The sequence below is a fragment of the Thioalkalivibrio nitratireducens DSM 14787 genome (assembly GCF_000321415.2).
Taxonomy (GTDB): Bacteria; Pseudomonadota; Gammaproteobacteria; order Ectothiorhodospirales; family Ectothiorhodospiraceae; genus Thioalkalivibrio; species Thioalkalivibrio nitratireducens.
The window spans coordinates 2,276,881-2,299,990 of record NC_019902.2; the positions used below are offsets into that span (position 1 = coordinate 2,276,881).

Genomic DNA, 23,110 nt, shown 5'->3' on the forward strand with positions numbered 1-23,110 from the left:
GACAGCGGAACGGTCGATAACGGCCTTCGGACTTTTCCGCCAGTGGCGCTGCGCGAGCGGCGAGGTTCAACGCGAGACGGTCACCGCGTCGCCAGCCCGCAGCAGCCCGCCGACCAGTACCCGCGCCGTGACTCCGCCGTGGCCACGCATCGCGTTGTAGCCGCCGGGTCCAAGGATCGGCTCCATCCGCGAGCAGGGTTCACAGGGGCCGGTGATCTCGAGCCGCACCTCCGTGCCAATGCACAGTACCAGCGGCTGGTCGGCGAACAGTGCCCGTGCGGCCAGCAGGTTCAGGCCCGATACGACCAGGTTACGGCGCAGCGCCAGCGGGTCGACTTCCGGTTGGCCACTCAGCGCGGCGATCACCGGCAGGTGCTCGGCCTGGATCAGCGTGACCTGGCGCCTGGCGGAGGCATCCGCCCGCGCCGCGGCCCTGTGATCGCCTTCCAGGCCGCGTCCGGTCAATGCGAGCGCCTCCGGAACGCGCGCCACCGGCCCGCGCCGTTCGGCACGGAGCAGGATCGCCTCCAGCCACCCCGGATACGGAAAACGGCCGGACAGGGCACGGAGATCGAGTGCTGGGTCGGGTTGCGGCGGGGGCATCGGCGGACAGTCGGCTGGGATGTCGCATTAAACCACGCGCTGCGATCGGCTGCCGCGAAAGGCAGGCGCAGTCATTCCCCGACGGAGCGGTGCCCCCTCCCGGGGTGTCTTTTTCTTGAACCCTGCCGGGCGCCCCGCCAGACTGCCCGAAACCGGCAGCACTGGAACAGACTTCCGCACCCCCCTCGAGGATCAGTTCCATGGCGAGATCGTCCGTAGGCATCATCGGCACCGGCAACGTGGGCATTGCGGCGGCGTACGCCATCTTCCAACGCCAGCTGGCGAGCGAGATCGTGCTCGTCGACAAGAACCGCCAGCGCGCCGAGGGCGAAGCGATGGACCTGATGCACGGCCAGCCGCTGGTGGGCCGGGTGACGGTCCGCGCGGCCGACTACGACGCCCTCGCCGGATGCCAGGTAATCGTGATCACCGCCGGGGTCAACCAGAAACCGGGAGAATCCCGGCTCGACCTGCTGAATCGAAACGCCGCGGTCTTCCGCGAGGTCGCCGCGGAACTCGACCGCCATGCGCCCGACGCGGTGCTGGTGATCGCGACCAACCCGGTCGACATTCTCACTCAGGTGATGCAGCAGCTGAGCCGCCGCCCGACGCGCAGGGTGATCGGCACCGGCACCATGCTCGACACCTCGCGCTTTCGCTCGCTGCTCGGCGACTGGTACCAGGTCAACCCCCGCTCGGTCCACGCCTACATTCTCGGCGAGCACGGCGATTCCGAGGTGCCGATCTGGAGCGGCGCGATGATCGGCGGCCTGTCGGTGATGCAACACGTGATCAACGGCCAGCGTTTCGACCCGGAAGCGATGGAAACGCTGTTCCAGCGTGTGCGCACCGCGGCGTTCGACATCATCTCGCGCAAGGGCTACACGAACACGGCGATCGGCCTGGTGATCGCCTACCTGGTCCGGGTGATCCTCGAGGACCAGCGCAGCGTGCTCCCGGTATCGGTGAACCCCGAGGGCGACTACGGCCAGCGCGACGTGTGCTTCAGCGTGCCCTGCGTGATCGGTGCCCACGGCGTCGAGTACCGGCTCGCGCCCGAGGTCGACTCCGCCGAGCGTCGCGGGCTGGAGGCATCCGCCGGGGTACTGCGCGACAGCCTGCGGCAGATGACGATCGCAGACTAGGACAGCCAGCCTGGCCGTGGCCCCGGGGTATCGCCGGCGTCCCTCGTGCGAGTCCCCGTTGTCCGATCTGCGGGGGCACGCGAACTTGATTCCTGACCCACCGATGGGGCACCGTGGAGCCCCGGTCGTCGGTCCCCTGCCGGCGGCGACTTCCCGGTACCGAGGAGGCTCTCACATGCCCCCCGCCTCAGCCGCTGCACAAAGTCTTCCGGAATCCCCGCTCCTGGAAACCTACGGGCGCGTGCGCGCACTCTCCGAGCACCTCGCCCGAACGCTGATGCCCGAGGACCAGGTCGTCCAGACGATGCCGGACGTGAGCCCGACGAAATGGCATCTCGCGCACGTGACTTGGTTTTTCGAACACTTCGTGCTGCAGCCGTATCTGCCCGGTTACCGACCCTTCGACGAGCGCTGGCACTATCTCTTCAATTCGTACTACTACACCGTCGGCGCCATGCACCCGCGGCCTGAGCGCGGCCTGCTGACGCGGCCCACGGTGCCGGAAATACTCGCGTTCCGCGCCCATGTCGACGACGCGATGCAGCGGCTGTTGGCAAGCTCGGCCGACGATCCCGAGGTCGCCACGAGGGTGACGCTGGGCCTGCATCACGAACAGCAACACCAGGAACTGCTGCTCACCGACATCAAGCACGTCTTCTGGACCAACCCGCTGGGACCTGCGTACGACGTTCAACTCGAACGGCCGCCCGGGGTCGAGGCGCCCGGCCTCGAGTTCATCCCCTGCGTAGGTGGCGAGGTCGAGATCGGTGCGGGGGATACGGGGTTCCACTTCGACAACGAGACCCCGCGCCACCGGGTTCGGCTGCCGGCTCATCGTCTCGCCAACCGGCTGGTGACGAACGCGGATTTCCGCGACTTCATCGACGACGGGGGCTACCAGGATGCGGCCCTGTGGCTGGCGGACGGTTGGGCACACGTCCAGGGCGAACGATGGCAACGGCCGCTGTACTGGTCGGAGGATCTTGCGCAGGAGTTCACACTGGCAGGCTGGCAGCCGATACTGGCCAGTGCTCCGGTGTGCCATGTGTCCTTCTACGAGGCCGACGCCTTCGCGCGCTGGGCCGGGGCGCGGTTGCCGCTCGAGGCGGAATGGGAGACAGCGGCCGCAGCCCGCCCGATACACGGCAATTTGCTCGAGTCCGGCTGGCTGCGGACCGCCCCGGCCACGCAGCCGGGGCTCACGCAGCTCTTCGGCGACGTCTGGGAGTGGACCGGTTCGCCCTACGTCGCCTATCCGGGATTCCGGCCCCTCGCCGGCTCATTGGGCGAGTACAACGGCAAGTTCATGTGCAACCAGATCAGCGTGCGCGGAGGATCCTGCCTGACGTCCACCGACCACATCCGCGCGAGCTACCGCAGCTTTTTCTACCCGCACCAGCGCTGGCAGATGCTGGGGTTCCGTCTCGCATCGGACACGCCCTGAACGATTGTCACGGCCATGTCGGCAGCCATCGGTGATGCCCGCTTTGCAGCCGGCGAGGTCTCGGGTGGCTTTCGGGGCCGAAGACGATGCCCGGTCTGCCTTGCCGATGCGAGCCGCCTGTTCGCGACCATCGGCGAACGGGATTACCTGCGCTGCGAAGCCTGCGAAGCGACATTCCTCCGCCGCGACCAGCTCCCGACTCCGGAGATGGAGGTTGCCGAGTACCGCCTCCATCGCAATCGCGTGGATGACCGCGCATACCGCGTGTTTCTCGGGCAGTTGGCACAACCGCTGCTGGCGCGGCTGAAACGGGGGCGCCAGGGGCTCGACTACGGCTGCGGTCCTGCCCCGGCGCTCGCCGCGATGCTCGAGGAAGCCGGGCACCGGGTCAGGCTGTACGACCCGTTCTTCCACCGCAATCCCGAGGCGCTAGAGCGGCGCTACGACTTCGTGACCTGCACCGAGGTGACCGAGCATTTCCACCACCCCGCCCGGGAGTTCGACCGGCTCGCGACCCTGCTCCGTCCGGGCGGCTGGCTTGCGATCCAGACCTGTTTCCAGACCGACGACGCCGCGTTCGCACGTTGGAACTACCGCCGCGACCCGACGCATGTCGTGTTCTACCGCGAACGCAGCTTCGCCGCGATCGCGCACCGCCATGGCTGGCACTGCGAGTTCCCGGCACGGAACGTGGCGCTGCTGCGGAACCCGGCGTAGCGGCCGCCGCCGCGGCACCGGCAAAGCCGCGACCATGCCCGGGCCTCTGTGGGAGCGTGCCTTGCACGCGAACGCGCCGCAGGCGCGCCTGGCGCTGGCGGCCACCCCAACGCCGTTTCGCGAGCGAGGCTCGCTCCCACACGGTGGATTACAGCGGCGTTCGGCACGCGCCGCGCCTGAGGAAACCCCGGCGCCCGATGGCGGATGACGGCCTTCGGCCTCTTCCGCCGACGTACTCCTTGGTCGGGAGGTGGCCGCACACGCCATGACGGTTGGCGGACTCCCGGAACAGCCGTGGCGACTAGGGATTCCGGGTCGCGACCAGCCAGGCCTCGTTGCGCAAACCCTGCCCCGGGTCGCCGACGACGCCTTCCTCGCGGTAGGCGATCAGGCGCAGGTGAGCGAACAGCTGCAGCAGTTCGTTCGGTGCGAGACGGAACGCGGGGTTTTCGGGGCCGCGGGCGTCGACCGCCTCCTGCGTCCAGGTCTGGTAGAACAGCAGCCCCCCGGGGCGCAGCGCCCGCATCAGCGCGGGGGCCAGCTCGCGCTCGAGGAAGTAGGACACCACGATCACGTCGAAATGCTCCGGCTCCGGTGGCGCCCGTTCCACGTCGCGGACCTCGGCCCGGATCGGCAGGCCCCGCTCGCCCGCGTGCCGACCGAGCCCGGCAATCGCCACCGGGGAGATGTCCCAGGCGGCGGTTTCCAGGCCCCGGCTCGCGAGCCACTGGGCATTGCCGCCGAGCCCGCAAGCGAGGTCCAGCGCCGTCCCGGCGCGTGGGAGCAGGTGCGCGTAGGCCTCGAGCACCGCGCAGGGCCGTGCGGCGGCCACGTCGCCTTCCGCGTGGCGCGCATCCCACTTACTGCGGATGTCGTCGTTCATGTCCATTCCTCGGTATCGCTGGGGCCCCATGATGTCGGCATCGGCCAGGGCGTACCCGTGTCCGGTACGCGAATTGCCCCATCAGGGCTCGACCGGGGGCAGCCTAGCGACCAGTGCATCCCAGGCGATCGCGAGGCCCGGAAGCACCGCCACCGCCGTCTCGCCCTGCAGCTCCTGAATCTCCGGCTTGCCGTACTCGCCGTCGGCGAGCCGGTAGATCGTGACCATCCGGTCGGTGGGGTGGACCAGCCAGTACTCCTGGACCCCGGCGCGTTCGTATACGCGCCGCTTGCGCACGTGATCGTGGGCGGCGGTGGAAGGCGACAGTACCTCGACCACCAGGTCGGGAGCGCCCCGCACGCCGCGCCGGTCGAGCCGGGCGGGATCGCAGACGACCAGCACGTCGGGTTGCACGACCGTGTCGATCTGCTCGTCCGCTTCATGGGCCCTGGGCAGGCGGACGTCGAGGGGGGCGATGTAGGGGCGGCACGAACTGCCGTCGAGGGCATTCCCCAGCTGACGATAGATCTCCCCGGCGATGTCCTGATGCTCCAGGTCCGGGCCCGGCGCCATCAGGAAAGCCTCGCCATCGATCAGTTCGTAGCGCACGTCCTCGGGCCAGCCGAGGTAGTCGCCATAGGTATGATGAATGCTGTCGCGCCGCGCCAGTCCCATGGCTGCCCCTCCGTCGCGGATTCCTCGCCCTGAAGTCTATCCCGCCCGAAAAGCACGGGCCAGCGCGGGCCTGCGGCAGCCCCGACGTGGGAATGGCGGATGACGGCCTTCGGCCTCTTCCGCCCTACCCATCTACACCGAGCAGACGGCAGGCCGACAGGGGTGGCCGGGGACCGGACAGCGCCGGATCGGCCAGGGGGCTGGCCTCCTACGTTGCCCGGGCGCCGTTCGTCAGAACTGATCTTCCTCGGTCGAGCCTTTCAGCGCGGTGACCGAGGAGCCGCCGCCCTGGATCACAGTGGTCACGTCGTCGAAGTAACCGGCGCCGACCTCCTGCTGGTGCGAAACGAAGGTGTAGCCGCGCTCGCGCGCCGCGAACTCGGGCTGCTGCACCTTCTCCACGTAGTGGCGCATACCCTCCCCGCGCGCGTAGTCGTAGGCGAGGTCGAACATGTTGAACCACATGCTGTGAATCCCGGCCAGCGTGATGAACTGGAACTTGTAGCCAAGCGTGGACAACTCGTCCTGGAAACTCGCGATCTGCGCGTCGCTCAGGTTCTTCTTCCAGTTGAACGAAGGCGAGCAGTTGTACGCCAGCAGCTGGTTCGGGTTCTCCGCCCGGACCGCCTGCGCGAACTCGCGCGCGAAGCCGAGATCCGGCGTGCCGGTCTCGCACCAGACCAGGTCGGCGTACGGTGCATACGCGACACCACGGCTGATCGCCTGCTCGACACCATTCCGCACTCGGAAGAAGCCCTCGGAGGTACGCTCGCCGGTCAGGAACGGCCGGTCGTTGTCGTCGACGTCGCTGGTCAGCAGATTCGCCGCCTCGGCGTCGGTGCGCGCCAGCAGAACCGCCGGCACGCCGGTCACGTCGGCGGCGAGCCGCGCCGCGATCAGCTTCTGCACCGCCTCCTGCGTCGGCACCAGCACCTTGCCGCCCATATGGCCACATTTCTTCACCGCCGCAAGCTGGTCCTCGAAATGTACGCCCGCGGCCCCTGCGACGATCATGTTCTTCATCAGCTCGAAGGCATTCAGCACGCCGCCGAAACCCGCCTCGGCGTCGGCGACGATCGGCAGGAAGTGGTCGACATAACCGTCGTCCCCGGGACCGATACCGCGTGACCACTGGATCTCGTCGCCACGCTGGAACGCGTTGTTGATCCGGCGCACCATCGCCGGCACCGAGTCGTAGGCGTACAGCGACTGGTCCGGGTACATCGTCTCCGAGGTGTTGCCGTCGGCCGCGACCTGCCAGCCGGACAGGTAGATCGCCTCGACGCCCGCACGCGCCTGCTGCAGCGCCTGGCCGCCGGTCAGCGTGCCGAGGGCGTTCACGTAGCCCTTGCGTGCCCCGCCGTGCAGGATTTTCCAGAGCCTTTCCGCCCCCATCCGCGCGTAGCTGTGTTCGGGGCGCACCGACCCCCGCAGTCGGACCACGTCGGCGGCCGAATAGCCGCGGCGTACGCCCTGCCAGCGGGGATTCTCTGCCCATTCCCGCTCCAGGGCCCGGATCTGCTGCTCGCGGCTTGGGGTATCGCTTTGGGTCATCTCAGGTCCTCCGAAGCTGCCGTGAAACGGCTCTTTTCACACTCAGGCGTTGTCCACTGCAGAGAAGCTGGGCATCTCCCATCCGGGGTTTGCCGCAACTTGTGCATTGCAGCAAAATAGTCTAAATCAGGCATTTCGTAAAGCGGAACCTCCGAGGAAGCATGGCGACAGCGCGCGAACAACTGGCCACCTGCCCGGAACAGGAAGGCTCCGACACCCTTGCCTCGCGCCGGGGGCGCCACCGGCGCGCATCGCAGCTTGCGCGCGCGATCCTGACCGGTTTCGAACGCCACTACTCATTTTTCGCCGAGATCACCAGCGACGCCCGGCAGCGGTTCGAGCGCGCGGATTGGAATGCGGTGCGCGAGTCCTCGGCCCAGCGCATCAGCTTCTACGACGTCCGGGTGCGCGAGACGATCTCGAAGCTGCATTCAACCTTCGAGATCGATTGCCTGGACGAGCCGCTGTGGCAGGAAGTGAAACGGGTGTACACCGACCTGCTGCGCCACCACAGCCGCCCGGAACTGGCGGAAACGTTCTTCAACTCGGTGTTCTGCCAGCTGTTCGCGCGCAAGTACTACCACAACGACAATATCTTCGTGGAGTCGACGATCGACCGCGAGGAGCTGGCGGCGCGCTACCGGGTCTGCATGTCCTTCCATCCGCGGGCCGCCGGGCTGGAACAATGCGTCTGGGAGATCCTGTCTGCGTTTTACTTCAGCATCCCCTACGAGGACATCGACCGCGACGTGCAGCGCATCGCCGAGGCATTCCGCGAGCGTGCGCCGCAGGCCGCTGCGCGCATGGAAGAACTGCGCATCGACGTGCTGGAATCTCCGTTCTTTCGGAACAAGGCCGCGTACCTGATCGGTCGGGTGACCTGGGACGACGAAATGGAGCCGTTCGTGACCCCGCTGATCAACAACGAGCAGGGCGCGATCCGCGCCGACACGCTGCTGACCACGCGCGAGCAGATGGAGGCGGTATTCAACTTCGCCCGCGCCTATTTCATGGCGAAGACGCCGGTCCCCGCAGCCACGGTCGCCTTTCTGCAGACGCTGATGCCGGACAAGCCGCTGGCCGAGATGTACATGAGCATCGGGTTCCAGAAACAGGCGAAGAACGAGTTCTACCGCGATTTCCTGGCCCATCTGGCGCAGAGCACCGATGAATTCAAGCTGGCCGAAGGCACCCCGGGCATGGTGATGCTGGTGTTCACGCTGCCGTCGTACGGCTACGTGTTCAAGGTGATCCGTGATCGCTTCCCGCCGCCGAAGGACGTGACCCACGAGCAGGTGAAGCAGCGCTACCAGCAGGTGAAGCTGCACGACCGCGTCGGGCGCATGGCCGACACGCTGGAATTCTCGGATGTGGCGTTCCCGCTGGACCGCTTCCCGCCGGAACTGCTCGCCGAGCTGCGGTCAGAGATCCCCTCGCTGCTGGAGTTCGACGGCGACGTGCTGGTGATCAAGCACCTGTATATCGAGCGGCGCATGCTGCCGCTGAACCTGTTCCTGGAGGAGGCCGACTTCGAGGAGCGCAGCGCGGTGCTGGACGACTGGGGACTGGCGATCAAGCAGCTGATGGCGGTGAACATCTTCCCTGGCGACCTGCTGTTCAAGAACTTCGGCGTGAACTGCCTGGGCAAAGTCGTATTCTACGACTACGACGAAATCGCCTATCTGACCGACTGCAACTTTCGCCGGATCCCCGCAGCAATGACACCCGAGGACGAACTGAGCGCAGAACCCTGGTTCTCGGTCGGTCCGCACGACATCTTCCCCGAGGAATTCCCGACGTTTCTCTGCCAAGATCCCGAAGTCCGACAGATCCTGAACGAGACCCACCCGGAGCTGTTCGACTACCGCTACTGGCGGGCCCGCCAGCAGGACATCCGCAACGGTGCCCACGGTGACGTGTTTCCCTATTCGAGCCAGATCCGCTTCCCGCACCCGCAGTGACGCGGACACCTCAGCGCGCACACCGGCGCCGCTGAGGGCGGCCGCCTGTGGCCCGCTTGCGGGCGAGGCGCCAGGGCTGAAGGGGTATGCACCGCGGTGGACGCGCGCTGCCGCCTGGCAGCCGGTCGGACTTGGGCTGCTAGCTGCGGCCGTCCCGCAGAAGGGCTTCACGGAAAAGCCATGGGCGTTCGTGATTTTGCCGCCAGCGGCCGGTACCCTGTAGCGCCCTCTCCGCACCCGGACCCCGCCTTCATGACTGCCGAACGCATCCGCGAGATCCCCTACAACTACACGTCGTTCTCCGATCGCGAGATCGTGATCCGCTTCCTCGGATCGGCCTACTGGGATCTGCTGAACGAGTTGCGCGGCGAGCGGCGCACCGGGGTCTCAGCACGCATGCTGTTCGAGGTGCTGGGCGACCTCTGGGTCGTCTCCCGCAACCCCTACATCCAGGACGACCTGCTCGGCGACCGCAAGCGCCGGCACGGGCTGATCGACGCGATGCGCCAGCGCATCGAGCAGATCGTCGCACGCGCCGACGGCAACGAGAAAGCGCTCAAGCTCGCGCGCCGGGCGGAGGCGGCGGTCAGCAGTTTCGCCGCGTCGTTTCGTGACACCGCCAATCTGCGCGAACGGGTGCGCAGACGCCTGTCCGGCCTCACGCACCGCGACAACATCCAGTTCGGCGGGCTCGCCCGGGTCTCGCACGTGACCGACGCCACCGACTGGCGCGTGGAACTGCCCTTCGTGGTGTTGACTCCGGATTCCGAGGCGGAGATGGGTCGACTGGTCGCGGCCTGTATCGAGCTCGGGCTGACGGTGATCCCTCGTGGCGGCGGGACCGGCTACACCGGCAGCGCGGTGCCGCTGAGCCCGCGTGCAGCGGTGATCAACACCGAAAAGCTCGAGGCCATCGGGTCGGTGTTGCACCGGCGTCTGCCGGGTGTCGAACACGAAGCCGCAACGGTACGGGTCGAGGCCGGCGTGGTCACGCGCCGAGTGTCGGAACTCGCCGCCGAGAACGGGCTGGTGTTCGCGGTAGACCCCACCTCGCAGGACGCCTCCACCATCGGCGGCAATATCGCGATGAACGCCGGCGGCAAGAAAGCAGTGCTCTGGGGCACCGCGCTGGACAACCTCGCGTCCTGGCGCATGGTCACGCCGCAGGCCCACTGGCTGCAGGTGGAACGGCTCGAGCACAACCTGGGCAAGATCCACGACGCGCCAACCGTCCGCTTCCGCGTCACGCGTTACCAGCCCGACGGCGAGACTCCCAGCGGCGAGCCCGAGATCCTGGAACTTCCCGGCCCGGCGTTCCGCAAGGCCGGGCTCGGCAAGGACGTGACCGACAAGACGCTGATGGGGCTGCCTGGTATCCAGAAGGAGGGCTGCGACGGCCTGATCACCTCGGCCGAGTTCATCCTGCACCGGATGCCCGAACACCTGCGCACCGTCTGTCTCGAGTTCTACGGCAGCGACCTGCACCAGGCAGTGCCGGCGATCGTCGAGATCAAGAACGCGGTGGACGGCGACCCGGACGTGCTGTTAGCCGGGCTCGAGCACCTCGACGAGCGCTACGTGAAGGCGGTGAAATACACGCCGAAAGGGGCCCGCGGCGAAGCACCGAAGATGGTCCTGATCGCCGACATCGTTTCCGACGACGAGGACGCGCTGGCACGCCGCACCGCAGCGATGGTGCGCGCCGCCAATGCGCGCAACGGCGACGGCTTCATCGCCGTCAGCCCGGACGCGCGCAAGCGCTTCTGGGCCGACCGTGCGCGCACCGCGGCCATCGCCGCCCACACCAACGCCTTCAAGATCAACGAGGACGTGGTGATCCCGCTGGAGCGGCTCGCCGAATACACCGAAGGCATCGAGACGCTGAACGTGCGCGAATCGCTGAAGAACAAGCGCGCGATGATCGACGAGATCCTGGATTGCCTGCGCGGCGAACATCCCGAGTTGCGCGAGCTGCTCGGCGAGAGCGGCAGCGAGGGCTGGGACTGGTTCGACGCCAAGCGCGCCCGGGCGGTCGAAGTGCTGGGGGCGGTGCAGCGCCGGTGGGCCGCGATCAACGCGCACTTCGTCAGTGCCGCGACCGACTGCGACGAATGGCTGGACGACACCGCCCGCGCCGACCTGCGTCCGGGCGACCGGATCATCGACCTGCTGCTGCGGCGCAGCCTGCGCATCTCCTACCGGCGCGAGGCCGAACGGCCCCTGTTCGAGATCTTCGACGGACACCAGCTCGAGTCCGTGCGCAAGCGGATTACCGCGATCCACGACCGCATCCTGACCAGCCGCCTGTTCATCGCGCTGCACATGCATGCCGGCGACGGCAACGTGCACACCAACATCCCGGTGAACTCCAACGACTACCCGATGATGCAGACGGCAGAGCGGCTGGTCGAGGCGGTGATGAAACTGGCCCGCGACCTCGGCGGCGTGATCTCGGGCGAACACGGGATCGGCATCACCAAGATGCAGTTCCTGGAGCCCGAACGGATCGAGGCCTTCGCCGAATACAAGCGCCGGACCGACCCGGAAGGGGTGTTCAACGCCGGCAAATTGCTGCCGGGCTCGGGCCTCGCGAACGCCTACACGCCGTCGCTGCGGCTGGTCGAGCAGGAAGCGCTGATTCTGGAGGAGAGCGCGCTCGGCGCGCTGAACGACGAGATCAAGGACTGCCTGCGCTGCGGCAAGTGCAAGCCCGTCTGCAATACCCACGTGCCGCGCGCGAACCTGCTGTACTCACCGCGCAACAAGATCCTCGCGACCGGGCTGATCGTCGAGGCCTTCCTGTACGAGGAGCAGACGCGGCGCGGGCTGTCGCTGCAGCATTTCGACGAAATGAACGATGTGGCCGACCACTGCACGATCTGCCACAAGTGTCTGAACCCCTGCCCGGTAAACATCGACTTCGGCGATGTGACCATGCACATGCGCGCGATCCTGAAAAGCCGCGGCCAGCGCCACTTCAAGCCGGCCACCGCCGCGTCGATGGCGTTCCTGAACGTGAAGGACCCGACCACGATCAAGGCAATGCGCAAGGGGCTGATCCAGTGGGGCTACGCCGCGCAGCGTCTCGGCCACATGACCTTCCGCAAGCTGAGATTGCTGAAAGAGCAGAAGCCGCCGGGCGCAACGACCGGCAAGATGAAGATCCCGGCGCAGGTGATGCATTTCGTGAAGAAGCCGATGCCGGCCGGCCTGCCCGCGCAGACCACCCGCGCGATGCTGGGGCTGGAGGATGCGCGCTACGTGCCGGTATTGCGCGACCCGGTGAAGACCGACATCGACTCCGAGGCGGTGTTCTACTTCCCCGGCTGCGGTTCCGAGCGCCTGTTCAGCCAGGTCGGGCTCGCGACGCTGGCGATGCTGTTCGATGCCGGCGTGCAGACGGTACTGCCCCCCGGCTACCTCTGCTGTGGCTACCCGCAGCTCGGCAACGGCGACACCGCGAAGGGACAGGCGATCACCACCGAGAACCGCGTGCTGTTCCACCGTGTCGCCAACACGCTGAACTACCTCGACATCAAGACCGTGGTCGTCTCCTGCGGCACCTGCATGGACCAGATGCTGAAATACCAATTCGACCGCATCTTCCCCGGCTGCCGGCTACTCGACATCCACGAGTTCCTGATGGAAAAAGGCGTGCAGACCGAGGGCGTTCCCGGGGTACAGTACCTCTACCACGACCCCTGCCACTCGCCGATGAAGACCCACGCACCGACCACCGTCGCGAACGCGCTGCTCGGCCAGCCGGTGCTGCCCTCCGACCGTTGCTGTGGCGAAGCCGGCACCTTCGCGATCAGCCGCCCCGACATCGCCAGCCAGGTCCGCTTTCGCAAGCAGGAGGAACTGCACAAGGGGATCCGGGCGCTGACCGGCGCAGACCGTGCGCACGACGGCAACGTGAAGATCCTGACCTCCTGCCCCGCCTGCCAGCAGGGGCTGTCCCGCTACCGCGAGGACACCGGCCTGGACACCGACTACATCGTGGTCGAACTCGCGAAACGCCAGCTCGGCGATACCTGGCAGCAGGACTTCATCGCCCAGGCCCGTGCCGGCGGCATCGAGAAGGTGCTGCTCTGACGCCTCAGTCACGATGGGCGCACTGCGTCGGACCCGCCGCGCGGCCGCCTCATACGCCGTTCGGCGGATGACGCTGGCGCTCTTCCGCCCTACCCGTGCTCGCCATGGATCGTGGAACCAGCCCCGTAGGGCGGAAGAGGCCGAAGGCCGTCATCCGCCGTTCCGGCGCCGAGCGGGCCGCTTTCCCTTCCGGACGGGCTTGTGTATCGTTCCCGGCCCGATCCCTGACCGCGTACCGGAGACGTTTCCATGCATCCGATGCTGAACACCGCCATCAAGGCCGCGCGGGCGGCTGGCCGCGTGACCACGCGTGCCTGGGACCGCCCCGACAAGGTCAGCATCCGCGAAAAGACCCGCAACGACTTCGTGACCGAGGTCGACCTGCAGGCCGAACAGACGATCGTGCAGATCCTGCGCCAGGCCTACCCCGACCACGGCATCCTCGCCGAGGAAGGCGGTCACCAGGCCGGGGACGACTACGTCTGGGTGATCGACCCGCTGGACGGCACCACCAACTTCCTGCACAGCGTCCCGCATTTCGCGATCTCCATCGCCCTGAGGTACCGCGGACGGCTCGAACAGGCGGTGGTCTACAACCCGATCGGCGAGGAGCTGTTTACCGCGACCCGCGGCGGCGGCGCGTTCCTGAACGACCGCCGCATCCGCGTCGGCCAGCGCGCGGACCTTCACGGCGCCCTGCTCGGCACCGGAATCCCGTTTCGGGACGAGCAGAACCTCGACCGCTACCTGGCCACGCTGCGAGCGCTGATTCCCGATACCGCCGGCGTACGCCGCCCCGGCTCGGCAGCGCTGGACCTGGCCTATGTCGCGGCGGGCCGATTCGACGGCTTCTGGGAGATGGGGCTGCGCGACTGGGACATCGCGGCCGGGGTGCTGCTTGTGCAGGAAGCCGGCGGCCTGGTCAGCGACTGGGAAGGCAAACCCGATGTGTTCCGGCGCGGGGACGTGGTCGCCGGAAACCCGAAGGTACTGAAGGCCATGTTGCAGCGCCTGCGCGCGGCGCTGGCGGCGGACACCGCGCCCGCCGGTTCCTGACGATATTGCGCCGGCGCCCTTCGATCAGGGCGTCTCTTCCTGCTCGGCCCCCTCTTTCTTCACCGGCAGCAGGACCTTGCGGTCGACGCCGAGCATCAGCGCGGCCGCCGCGGCGATGAAGATCGACGAGTAGGTTCCGACCAGCACGCCGACGATCAGCGCGATCGCGAAGTTGTTCAACGCGGCGCCGCCGAGCACGAACAGCGCCAGCAGCACCAGCAACGTGGTGGTACTGGTGACAATGGTCCGCGCCAGCGTCTTGTTCACCGCGTTGTTCATCACGAATTCGGTACCTTCCTTGCGCAATATCCGGAAGTTCTCGCGTATTCGGTCGTAGACCACGATGGTATCGTTCAGCGAATAGCCGATCACCGCGAGCACCGCCGCAAGCACCGCGAGATCGAACTCAAACTGCGTCAATGCGAAAAAGCCCAGCGTGAGCGCCACATCGTGCACCAGTGCCAGCACCGAACCCACCGCGAAGCGCCACTCGAAGCGCACTGCCACGTAGATCAGGATCCCGAACAGCGCATAGATCATCGCCAGGCCGCCCTGCTCGCGCAGTTCCTCGCCGACCGCCGGGCCGACGAATTCCACCCGGCGCAGCTCGACGCCGTCGGGGCCACCCGCTTCCAGCGCGCGCAGCACCTGGTTCGACAGCTCGGCCTGGTCCGGATCGTCCGCGCGCGGGGGCAACCGAATCAGCACGTCCCGCGATGTGCCGAAATACACCACCGTCGCGCGCTCGAAGCCGCCTTCGTCCAGTTGCTGCCGGATCGGATCCAGTTCCACAGCGTCGGGATACCCGACCTCCACCAAGGTGCCGCCGGTGAAGTCGATGCCGAAATTCAGGCCCCGTGTGGCCAGCAGCAGCACTGACGCCAGGATCAGAACGATCGAAAAGGCGATCGCAATCCTGCGGCGCCCCAGAAAGTTGATGTTCGATTCGGCGAAATTGAGATGTGGCAGCATGTATAGATTCCGGGACTAGATCGCCAGCCGCGTGATGCGCCGCTGGCGACCGTAGGTCAGGTTGACGATGGCGCGCGTGACCACGATCGCGGTGAACATCGACACCACGACCCCGATCGAAAGCGTGATCGCGAAGCCCTTGATTGGGCCGGTGCCAAACAGAAACAGCACCACCGCCGCGATCAGGGTGGTCACGTTCGCATCCGCGATGGTCGAGAACGCCCGCTCGTAGCCGCCGGAAATCGCCGCCTTCGGCGACATCCCGTTGCGCAGCTCCTCGCGTATTCGCTCAAAAATCAGCACGTTGGCATCCACCGCAATGCCGACCACCAACACGATACCGGCGATTCCCGGAAGCGTCAGCGTCGCCTGAAGCATCGACAGGATCGACACGATGAACACGAGGTTCAAAGCCAGCGCGAAGTTCGCGATCAGCCCGAACACGCGGTAGTAGAGGACCATGAACAGCATCACCGCGATGAAGCCGATGATCACCGACTGCATGCCCCTATCGATGTTCTCTTGTCCGAGGCTCGGTCCGACCGTACGCTCTTCCACGATCGACATCGGTGCCGCCAGTGCACCGGCGCGCAGCAGCAACGCCAGGTTATGCGCCTCGCGGGTACTCTCGAGACCCGTGATCTGAAACCGGCGGCCGAGCGGCTCGTTGATGCGGGCGATGTTGATGACCTCTTCGCTGCGCGAGGTCCGCCGTACCAGTTCGCCGTCTTCCTCCGTGGTCTCGGTACGGGTCTCGATGAACACCGTGGCCATCAGCCGCCCGACGTTCTCGGCCGTGACCCGGGAAAAGATCCGTGCACCCTGCCCATCCAGGTTGATGAACACCGCCGGCCCCCCGGTATCCTGCGCAATTCCGGACGAGGCTCCGGTGATGTAGTCCCCGGTCAGCATCACGCGCCGCTGCAGCAGGACGGGGGCCCCGTCGCGCTCGTAATAGAGACGGGTTCCGGCGGGAGCCCGGCCGGAGGCGGCCGCCGCAGGTGCATCCTCACCCTCCGCGACCATACGAAACTCGAGGGTGGCGGTGGCACCGAGGATTTCCTTCGCCCGGGCCGTATCCTGCACCCCGGGAAGCTGCACCACGATGCGGCTCTCTCCCTGTTGGGCGATGATCGGCTCGGCGACTCCGAGTTCGTCCACCCGTTTGCGCAGCGTCGAGATGTTCTGCTGCAGCGCCAGTCGCCGCAGTTCGGTCAAATGCTCCGCGTCCAGCGTGACTTCGAGGCTGCTGTCCGCGCCCAGACCGCGTTCGACGAAGTTGAGTTCACCCCGGTAATTCCGGCGCAGCCAGGTCAGCGCCTGCGCCCGATCCTGTTCCGACGCAAAGCGGATCATCAGGTCGCGGGCGCCGCGTTCGATCTCATCGAACGCCAGGCGCTCCTCGCGCAGCCGTCCACGGAACTCGTTCGTGTAGCGCTCCATCGCCGTGCCGATCACGGCGTTCAGATCCACCTCCATCAGGAAGTGCACACCACCACGCAGATCCAGCCCCAGTGACATCGGCCGGCCATTGATAGCCCGCAGCCACTCCGGCGTCGCCGGGGCAAGGCTCAACGCCACGACATGGTCGTCGTCCAGCGCACCGCGCAGCACATCGGCGGCGCGCAACTGGCGCTCGGCGCTGTCGAACCGCAGCAGCTTCTGCCCATCGGGCTCCTCAATCCGGTGCGGCGTCAGTCCCTGGGCACCGAGGATCACATCGATGATCGAAGCGATGTTCTCGTCGACCACCCCGGTCCGGGAATTGGCGACCTGCACTGCCGGGTCTTCCGGGAAGATGTTCGGCAATGCATACAGGCCACCCGTGACGATGGCCAGGGCGATCAGGGCATAGACCCAGACAGGATAGGTGTTGCGCATCGGCGTTCTTTACACGTCTTTCATGGTGCCTTTCGGCATGACGGCGGCGACCGACTGGCGCTGGATGATGACGTTGACGCCATCGGCCACGTCGGCTTTGACGAAGTTCTCGCCCACCTCGGTGATTTTCGCGAGCAGACCGCCGTTGGTCACGATCTCGTCGCCCTTCGACAGGGCCTCGACCATCGCCCGGTGCTCTTTCGCCCGCTTGCTCTGCGGGCGGATGATCAGAAAGTACATGATCGCGAAAAAGATCGCGATCATGATCAGGAACTCGATCATGCCGCCACCGGCGGCGGCGCCCTCCTGCGCATGGGCCGCGGAAATGAGAAAGTCCATCTGGTTGCTCCGTTCGAAAGGGTCGGGATTGGTTTCGCGCCACCGGCCGAACCGCGCGCCACGCGCTGTTCAGATCCCGGCCCGAGAGACGCCGCTGCAGGGACACCGCAAGGGCCTCGCCGGGCTCGGGCAGGCCCTCTGGGCCGGCAGCGATTCAAGACGGGCCGGATTATGCCACAGCAGGCACAGACATGCCGCGCATGGAATAGAAGTCCACCACGAAGCGCTCGAGTTCCCCGGCTGCGATCGCCTCGCGCAACCCGCGCATCAGATCCTGGTAGTACCGCAGGTTGTGGATGGTGGCCAGTCGCGGCCCAAGGATTTCGTTGCACTTGTCCAGATGTTTCAGATAGGCCCGTGAGTAGTGGCGGCAGGTGTAGCAGCCGCAGGCCGGGTCGACCGGCGCCGTGTCGTCGCGGTAGCGGGCGTTGCGGATGCGTAGAATGCCTTCCCGCGTGTACAGAAATCCGTTGCGCGCGTTGCGGGTCGGCATCACGCAGTCGAACATGTCCACGCCCCGGCGCACCGCCTCGACGATGTCCTCCGGGCGCCCGACGCCCATCAGGTAGCGCGGGCGCTCGGGCGGCATCAGTGGCAGCGTCGCATCGAGAACCCGGAGCCGCTTCGCCTCCGGTTCACCGACCGACAGCCCGCCGACCGCGTAGCCGTCGAAGCCGATCGCCCGCAGTGCCTCGGCCGAGCGCGCGCGCAGCTCCGGAAACATCCCGCCTTGCACGATTCCGAACAATGCCGCGGGGTTGTCGCCGTGCGCTTCGCGCGAGCGCTGCGCCCAGCGCAGCGAGAGCTCCATCGACTCCCGGGCCTGATCCTCGGTCGAAGGATACGGCGTGCATTCGTCGAAGATCATCACGATGTCGGAGCCGAGTTCCCGCTGCACCCACATCGAGTCCTCCGGGGTCAGGTGGATCGGGCTGCCGTCGACCGGCGACTGGAAACGCACGCCTTCCTCGCTGATCTTGCGCAGATTGGCGAGCGAGAACACCTGGAAGCCCCCGGAGTCGGTCAGGATCGGACCGTCCCAGTGCATGAAACCGTGGAGATCGCCGTGCGCGCGGATCACGTCTGTCCCGGGCCGCAGCATCAAGTGGAAGGTGTTGCCCAGGATGATCTCGGCGCCGGTCTCGCGCAGCTCCTCCGGGGTCATCGCCTTCACGGTGCCGTAGGTGCCGACCGGCATGAAGGCCGGCGTTTCGACCGTGCCCCGCTCGAAGGTCATCCGACCCCTTCTTGCTTTTCGATCCGTGGCCTGCAGCTCAAACTTCATGTCGGTTCGTATCCACGCTTGGTGGCAGGTCGCCCGGGTCGCCCGGCGCGAGCCACATCGCGTCACCGTAGCTGAAGAAGCGGTAGCGCTGCGCGACCGCGTGCCGGTATGCGTCGAGCACCCGGCGGTAGCCGCCGAAAGCCGTGACCAGCATCAGCAGCGTGCTCTGCGGCAGGTGGAAGTTGGTCAGCAACCGGTCGACCGCCCGGAAGCGGTAGCCGGGGGTAATGAACAGTCGGGTCTCGCCCGCGAACGGCTGCAACTCGCCGCCGGCGGCGGCCGACTCCAGGCTGCGCAGCACGGTGGTGCCCACCGCCACCACGCGCCCCCCCCGCGCCTTGCAGGCGGCCACCTCGGCACAGACCTCGGCACCGACCTCCGCGTACTCGGCGTGCATTTCGTGGTCGTCGGTATCTTCCACCTTCACCGGCTGGAACGTGCCCGCGCCGACGTGCAGCGTCACCGTGGAGATCCGGACCCCCCGCTGCTTCAGGTTCTGCAACATGGCATCGTCGAAATGGAGGCCCGCGGTCGGCGCTGCTACCGCACCGTCGCGGGCCGCGAACACCGTCTGGTAACGCTCGCGGTCCTCGGCCCGATCCACACGCTGGATGTACGGCGGCAGCGGCACATGCCCGTGGCGCTGCAACGCCTGCAGGAAATCGCCCTGATTCGACAGGCGCAGCCGGAAGAACATGCCCTCGCGTCCGAGCACCTCGACGTCGAGCGCGTCCTCGAGCCGCAGGCGCGTTCCCACCGGCGGCGGCTTGCTCGCGCGCACCATCGCGAGCGCGGTGTCGGCCGATTCGATCCGCTCGATCAGCACCTCCACCCGCCCGCCGGTCGCCTTGAACCCGAGCAGCCGCGCCGGAATCACACGGGTATCGTTCAGGACCAGCAGATCGCCCACCCGCAGCCAGCGGGCGACGTCGCGCAGCGCTGCATCCTCCGGCTGCCCGCCTTCGAGCACGAGCAACCGCGCCCCGGTGCGTTCGGGCAGCGGCTGCTGGGCGATCAGCTCCGGGGGGAGCGAGTAGTCGAAGTCGGCGACGCGCATGGCGCGCGATGCTATCACGGCCCCGCGGTCCATACGCCCGTCCATACGCACCTGGGGCCGAGTTCGGCGATCGGCCGCATCCGGCAACCCGAACCGGCCAGCCGCGGCCGATGGCCACCGCCCCGGTTCGGGTCGCCGGCCGGCAGCGCTCAGCCGCGATGGCCGGATCACTGCAGCGCCCGATTTTGCGGTACACTTCCCGGCCCGCGCCGGGATGGCGGAACTGGTAGACGCGCCGGACTCAAAATCCGGTTCTGGCAACAGAGTGCGAGTTCGATTCTCGCTCCCGGCACCATCGTTGACCGGCCCGGCGGTTTGGCACCGTGGGCATGGGGAAGGTCTGTCCGGCCGGTGTAGCTCAGCTGGTAGAGCATCTGATTTGTAATCAGAGGGTCGCGGGTTCGAATCCTGTCGCCGGCTCCAAACACTTGATCGGACATGGACAGCTCCGATCGCGACCGGTCGCTGAAGGCAGCGGCCGCACAGCGCCAGGGACCGACCCGGGACCGCGTGGACGGTCTCGCCGGCACCCAGGTTACGGGCCACGGACAGCCCAAGCGTAGAAGATCACGACCGGCCACGTGAAGCGCAATGCGTTCCTGAACCGCGGAAGCTTATCCGCCGAACCCCGGATGCGTGAAATGGCCTCTGTGCCGTCCAGCCTGCGGCCACGTCCTGGAAGCCACGCAACAGTCATTGTTCAGCTGAGCACGCGAAGCGATTGGATTGGGACAGTCCGTTCAGATTGCCGAATGAAAGCGGCCAGACGGATGGCGTAAGAGCCTCGCCGCAGGCAGCGTTCAACAAGGCGACACTTAATTTTCACGGGGAGCATTACACTTTTGTCCCGACCCTGTGACAGTGCGGTTTTTGGCCTAGCGCCATCACATGGATACGGCGCAAAAATATCAACATGTTACGGCGCGCACGCTGAAATATCAGCCACTTGCACGGATTTCGTCTGGGACAAAAGTGTAATGCTCCCTTTTCACGAAGCCTCCGCCGCGAGCAGGCCACCGTTCTGCGTCGGTCGTCATTGCGAGCGAAGCGCGGCACTAATGCGCGCAGCGCATTGAACAGCCGAAGGCTGGCCCGCAGGGTGAGCGCAGCGAATAATCCAGGCGGCGTTGGGAGAACTGATGCCGTCTGGATCGCCACGTCCTGCCACGCTGCGCTCGCGGCTTAAGGCCTCGCTTCTCGCGATGACGTTGGTAACGAAGACGGCCCGTTCCAATTCGCGGAGCTTCCGTGATAATCAGGAGGCGACATGTCTTCGATACTCACGACAAAGACCTTGATCGCGGCCCGACCAAAAACGCGCTGCCCTGTCCGAAATAGCTGATGAACACACGACTCATGGCACGCGTGACGGCGACGTGGAACAGCGCCCGCTCGGTGAGTTCACCGGCCCTGCGTTCGGTCGGATCCTCGGAGCTTTCGATGGCCTGCCGGAGCGGGATCACACCCTCATTCACGGCCGCCAGCATCACGTGGCGGAACTCCAGCCCCTTGATCCGGTGCATGGTTGCAAGCCGCACGCCCTCCTGCGCACGGTTGTCGGCCAGCTTGCGGCTCAGTCGAATGCAGCCGGAGCCACGTGTCCTGAGTCCCCTCTCGTAGCTCTCCACCAGTGCGTTGGTTCGGGCAACCACGCAGATGTCCTTCAGCTCCGCGCCTTCCTGTTGCAAACCCCTCACCTGCTCGGCGAGCCAGTCCAGCTCCTCCTCCTGGCCGGCAAACCCGCGGACGGTCGGCGGCACCCCATGCACTAACGACCGGTAATCGCTGGTGGAATCCTCGCCTCCATCGAGGTCATCGATGGGCTCTCCTTCCAATACCGCGACCGCGAACCGCCGGGTTTCCTCGGTGGTGCGGTAATTGATCTTCAGCTTCCGGCTGCGGCCGCGCACCTCGATTCCGCAGGCCCTGAGCGTGTAGCGGCGGCGATAAATTCGCTGATGACCATCCCCCACGATGAAGATGTCGTTCGCTCCCGGCGGGACCAACAGTCGGATCAGGCGCATCACCTGCGGCCCCATGTCCTGGGCCTCATCGACGACCACGGCGTCATACGGCAGGTAGGCCTTGCCGCTCGCCAGCAGGTCGGCCGCATCCTGGGTGGCGTCCTCGCTGCATTTCAGGCCACGCTGATGCAGTTGGATCCGGAGTTCCTCGAACACGCTCCAAAGCGCGGCGCGCTGTGCACGGGTGAGCGGCACCCCGCGTCCGACGCGTTTCGCACGGAAATACTGGGCGCGATCCGTGACCCGCTGCGGCAGAATCACCCGATCCCACTCCTCGCGGTAAAAACTCTCGGGGAGCGGTGGATCGGCAGGGCGTGCATCCAGCGCGGCACGCCAGCAGGCCTCGTACTGCGGATTGCCGTCGTAAACGATCTGATGCGGGTAGTTCTGCCGCTTGAGGAAACGGCTCACCCACGCATCGATGTGGACGACCTCGATCCGTTCCAGCTCTTCCAGCGAGCAGATCTTGCGCAGGTTCTCGGCGATATCGGTGGCCAGGTTCGCGGTGAACGTGGTGAACAGCACCTTGCGGTCCGGTGCGCTCAGCGCGTGGCGCACGAGCCAGCGCGCGCGGTGCATCGCGACCACCGTCTTGCCGGTGCCCGCGCCGCCGAGCACCCGGATCGGACCGTTGACACGCCAATGCACGAGCCGACGCTGGGACGGGTGCAGAAAGACCCGCCACTTCTCGAGCGGAGCCACGAGCATCGCTTCGAGTTCCTGGTCGTTCTCGACGACGTGGAAGCTACGCTGGCTCTGCTCACGCGTCAGTGCGGTCGCGAAGTCTTCCGTGTCCACCGCCTCCGCCTTGGCCGCGTACTCCTGGATGATCTCCTGCGGATCGCTGCCCGCCGCGATCAGATACAGCGCCTCGAAGGCTTCCTTCGGAAGCAGCGTCTCGAGGCGTTCGAGCTCCTCTTCGGTCTTCACTTCCTTCACCCGTGCCAGCCGATCGTGCGGCACCCCGATGCGCAGGAGTTCGCGCTCCCGCAGGCTGAACAGGGGCGGCTGCGCAACTTCAACCGCCGGGGCCCTCTCCGGAGTCAGGACCTCAGAGTCCGCTTCGAACAACTGGAGGCTTCCGGTTTCCGGGTGAACCCCGCAGGTGTGGCGGCGGGCCCAAGCGTAGGCATCATCGTGCTTGTCCACCCACAGCAGCACGTACACGTCGCCCTTTTCAGGGCTCAGTACAATCCCGCGGTAGTCCTGGTCGATGCGAACCGACCGGAAGTTCGCGTCCCGCGCATCGTTGATCCTCTCGTAGTTGATACCCGAACTGAACGGATCGTTGCGGAACTTCGTAACGAAGTTCATCACCTTTTTCTGCTGGGCCTTCGGGATCGTCGCGTAGGCCTGCAGGAAATCCGTCGAGATGGCAACGGTGGGTCTCATTTCGCTCACATCGGTCTCCGGTCGATC

Annotated in this window: 17 protein-coding genes and 2 tRNA genes; 9 read left to right on the plus strand and 10 right to left on the minus strand. The window is 66.5% G+C overall.

Annotation, left to right across the window (positions count from 1 at the left end; translation table 11 throughout):
- Nucleotides 1–66: 66 nt before the first annotated feature.
- Entirely contained in the window at nt 67–603 is a 537-nt protein-coding gene (locus TVNIR_RS10530; protein ID WP_015259018.1) for an MOSC domain-containing protein, read from the minus strand.
- A gap of 200 nt (nt 604–803) precedes the next feature.
- Between TVNIR_RS10530 and TVNIR_RS10535 the strand changes: the two genes are divergently transcribed.
- From TVNIR_RS10535 to TVNIR_RS10545, 3 genes are all read left to right on the plus strand, one after another.
- Complete coding sequence (locus TVNIR_RS10535) at nt 804–1,748, plus strand: L-lactate dehydrogenase (protein ID WP_015259019.1); 945 nt, start codon at nt 804–806, stop codon at nt 1,746–1,748.
- A gap of 175 nt (nt 1,749–1,923) precedes the next feature.
- The gene (gene egtB / locus TVNIR_RS10540; RefSeq protein ID WP_043739602.1) at nt 1,924–3,192 is read left to right on the plus strand and encodes an ergothioneine biosynthesis protein EgtB; all 1,269 of its coding nucleotides are present in this window, start codon (nt 1,924–1,926) and stop codon (nt 3,190–3,192) included.
- A 15-nt stretch (nt 3,193–3,207) separates the two neighbouring features.
- The gene (locus TVNIR_RS10545; RefSeq protein WP_015259021.1) at nt 3,208–3,909 is read left to right on the plus strand and encodes a class I SAM-dependent methyltransferase; all 702 of its coding nucleotides are present in this window, start codon (nt 3,208–3,210) and stop codon (nt 3,907–3,909) included.
- A gap of 301 nt (nt 3,910–4,210) precedes the next feature.
- Here the strand turns inward: TVNIR_RS10545 and TVNIR_RS10550 are convergent, their stop codons facing one another.
- The 3 genes from TVNIR_RS10550 to aceA all read right to left on the minus strand — a co-directional run bounded on the left by TVNIR_RS10550 (nt 4,211) and on the right by aceA (nt 7,021).
- Nucleotides 4,211–4,792, minus strand: coding sequence for a class I SAM-dependent methyltransferase (locus TVNIR_RS10550; RefSeq protein ID WP_015259022.1), 582 nt, complete (start codon nt 4,790–4,792; stop codon nt 4,211–4,213).
- An 81-nt stretch (nt 4,793–4,873) separates the two neighbouring features.
- Entirely contained in the window at nt 4,874–5,467 is a 594-nt protein-coding gene (locus TVNIR_RS10555) for a Uma2 family endonuclease (protein ID WP_015259023.1), read from the minus strand.
- 231 nt (nt 5,468–5,698) lie between these two features.
- Nucleotides 5,699–7,021 carry an isocitrate lyase gene (aceA, locus tag TVNIR_RS10560; RefSeq protein ID WP_015259024.1) on the minus strand — a complete coding sequence of 441 codons (1,323 nt, stop codon included), beginning with the start codon at nt 7,019–7,021 and terminating at the stop codon, nt 5,699–5,701.
- A 161-nt stretch (nt 7,022–7,182) separates the two neighbouring features.
- Here aceA and aceK point away from each other — a divergent pair, with 161 nt between their 5' ends.
- The 3 genes from aceK to TVNIR_RS10575 all read left to right on the plus strand — a co-directional run bounded on the left by aceK (nt 7,183) and on the right by TVNIR_RS10575 (nt 14,133).
- Nucleotides 7,183–8,982 carry a bifunctional isocitrate dehydrogenase kinase/phosphatase gene (aceK, locus tag TVNIR_RS10565; protein WP_015259025.1) on the plus strand — a complete coding sequence of 600 codons (1,800 nt, stop codon included), beginning with the start codon at nt 7,183–7,185 and terminating at the stop codon, nt 8,980–8,982.
- Nucleotides 8,983–9,234: 252 nt separating this feature from the next.
- Entirely contained in the window at nt 9,235–13,077 is a 3,843-nt protein-coding gene (locus tag TVNIR_RS10570) for a DUF3683 domain-containing protein (RefSeq protein WP_043739603.1), read from the plus strand.
- Between the two features lie 249 nt (nt 13,078–13,326).
- Nucleotides 13,327–14,133 carry an inositol monophosphatase family protein gene (locus TVNIR_RS10575; protein WP_015259027.1) on the plus strand — a complete coding sequence of 269 codons (807 nt, stop codon included), beginning with the start codon at nt 13,327–13,329 and terminating at the stop codon, nt 14,131–14,133.
- Nucleotides 14,134–14,157: 24 nt separating this feature from the next.
- On the opposite strand, the gene secF is transcribed toward TVNIR_RS10575, so the two are convergent.
- The 5 genes from secF to queA all read right to left on the minus strand — a co-directional run bounded on the left by secF (nt 14,158) and on the right by queA (nt 19,667).
- On the minus strand, nt 14,158–15,105 hold the full coding sequence (secF, locus tag TVNIR_RS10580; protein WP_015259028.1) for a protein translocase subunit SecF: 948 nt from the start codon (nt 15,103–15,105) through the stop codon (nt 14,158–14,160).
- Nucleotides 15,106–15,120: 15 nt separating this feature from the next.
- Nucleotides 15,121–16,986 (minus strand): protein translocase subunit SecD, encoded by a 1,866-nt coding sequence (secD, locus tag TVNIR_RS10585; protein ID WP_015259029.1) that lies wholly within the window; start codon nt 16,984–16,986, stop codon nt 15,121–15,123.
- Nucleotides 16,987–16,995: 9 nt separating this feature from the next.
- On the minus strand, nt 16,996–17,325 hold the full coding sequence (yajC, locus tag TVNIR_RS10590; protein ID WP_015259030.1) for a preprotein translocase subunit YajC: 330 nt from the start codon (nt 17,323–17,325) through the stop codon (nt 16,996–16,998).
- A 169-nt stretch (nt 17,326–17,494) separates the two neighbouring features.
- Nucleotides 17,495–18,610, minus strand: coding sequence for a tRNA guanosine(34) transglycosylase Tgt (gene tgt, locus TVNIR_RS10595; RefSeq protein ID WP_043739604.1), 1,116 nt, complete (start codon nt 18,608–18,610; stop codon nt 17,495–17,497).
- Nucleotides 18,600–19,667 (minus strand): tRNA preQ1(34) S-adenosylmethionine ribosyltransferase-isomerase QueA, encoded by a 1,068-nt coding sequence (gene queA, locus TVNIR_RS10600; protein ID WP_015259032.1) that lies wholly within the window; start codon nt 19,665–19,667, stop codon nt 18,600–18,602. Before queA ends, tgt begins: the two co-directional genes overlap by 11 nt.
- A 208-nt stretch (nt 19,668–19,875) precedes the next feature.
- Here queA and TVNIR_RS10605 point away from each other — a divergent pair.
- The 3 genes from TVNIR_RS10605 to TVNIR_RS19800 all read left to right on the plus strand — a co-directional run bounded on the left by TVNIR_RS10605 (nt 19,876) and on the right by TVNIR_RS19800 (nt 20,252).
- Nucleotides 19,876–19,962: transfer RNA gene (locus TVNIR_RS10605), tRNA-Leu, on the plus strand.
- Between the two features lie 52 nt (nt 19,963–20,014).
- Nucleotides 20,015–20,090 (plus strand) — tRNA-Thr (locus TVNIR_RS10610).
- A 15-nt stretch (nt 20,091–20,105) separates the two neighbouring features.
- On the plus strand, nt 20,106–20,252 hold the full coding sequence (locus TVNIR_RS19800) for a hypothetical protein (protein ID WP_015259033.1): 147 nt from the start codon (nt 20,106–20,108) through the stop codon (nt 20,250–20,252).
- Between the two features lie 695 nt (nt 20,253–20,947).
- Here TVNIR_RS19800 and TVNIR_RS10615 read toward each other — a convergent pair.
- Nucleotides 20,948–23,092, minus strand: a complete 2,145-nt coding sequence (locus tag TVNIR_RS10615; protein WP_015259034.1) for a UvrD-helicase domain-containing protein — start codon at nt 23,090–23,092, stop codon at nt 20,948–20,950.
- Nucleotides 23,093–23,110: the final 18 nt, after the last annotated feature.

Bases quoted from the DNA above. Each gene is read 5' to 3' on its own strand.
- TVNIR_RS10575 (WP_015259027.1), top strand. From the start codon at position 13,327: ATGCATCCGATGCTGAACACCGCCATCAAGGCCGCGCGGGCGGCTGGC.
- TVNIR_RS10570 (WP_043739603.1), top strand. From the start codon at position 9,235: ATGACTGCCGAACGCATCCGCGAGATCCCCTACAACTACACGTCGTTC.
- aceA (WP_015259024.1), bottom strand. From the start codon at position 7,021: ATGACCCAAAGCGATACCCCAAGCCGCGAGCAGCAGATCCGGGCCCTG.
- TVNIR_RS10535 (WP_015259019.1), top strand. From the start codon at position 804: ATGGCGAGATCGTCCGTAGGCATCATCGGCACCGGCAACGTGGGCATT.
- egtB (WP_043739602.1), top strand. From the start codon at position 1,924: ATGCCCCCCGCCTCAGCCGCTGCACAAAGTCTTCCGGAATCCCCGCTC.
- TVNIR_RS10555 (WP_015259023.1), bottom strand. From the start codon at position 5,467: ATGGGACTGGCGCGGCGCGACAGCATTCATCATACCTATGGCGACTAC.
- secF (WP_015259028.1), bottom strand. From the start codon at position 15,105: ATGCTGCCACATCTCAATTTCGCCGAATCGAACATCAACTTTCTGGGG.
- tgt (WP_043739604.1), bottom strand. From the start codon at position 18,610: ATGAAGTTTGAGCTGCAGGCCACGGATCGAAAAGCAAGAAGGGGTCGG.
- queA (WP_015259032.1), bottom strand. From the start codon at position 19,667: ATGCGCGTCGCCGACTTCGACTACTCGCTCCCCCCGGAGCTGATCGCC.
- aceK (WP_015259025.1), top strand. From the start codon at position 7,183: ATGGCGACAGCGCGCGAACAACTGGCCACCTGCCCGGAACAGGAAGGC.
- TVNIR_RS10545 (WP_015259021.1), top strand. From the start codon at position 3,208: ATGTCGGCAGCCATCGGTGATGCCCGCTTTGCAGCCGGCGAGGTCTCG.
- TVNIR_RS10530 (WP_015259018.1), bottom strand. From the start codon at position 603: ATGCCCCCGCCGCAACCCGACCCAGCACTCGATCTCCGTGCCCTGTCC.
- TVNIR_RS10550 (WP_015259022.1), bottom strand. From the start codon at position 4,792: ATGAACGACGACATCCGCAGTAAGTGGGATGCGCGCCACGCGGAAGGC.
- secD (WP_015259029.1), bottom strand. From the start codon at position 16,986: ATGCGCAACACCTATCCTGTCTGGGTCTATGCCCTGATCGCCCTGGCC.
- TVNIR_RS19800 (WP_015259033.1), top strand. From the start codon at position 20,106: ATGGACAGCTCCGATCGCGACCGGTCGCTGAAGGCAGCGGCCGCACAG.
- yajC (WP_015259030.1), bottom strand. From the start codon at position 17,325: ATGGACTTTCTCATTTCCGCGGCCCATGCGCAGGAGGGCGCCGCCGCC.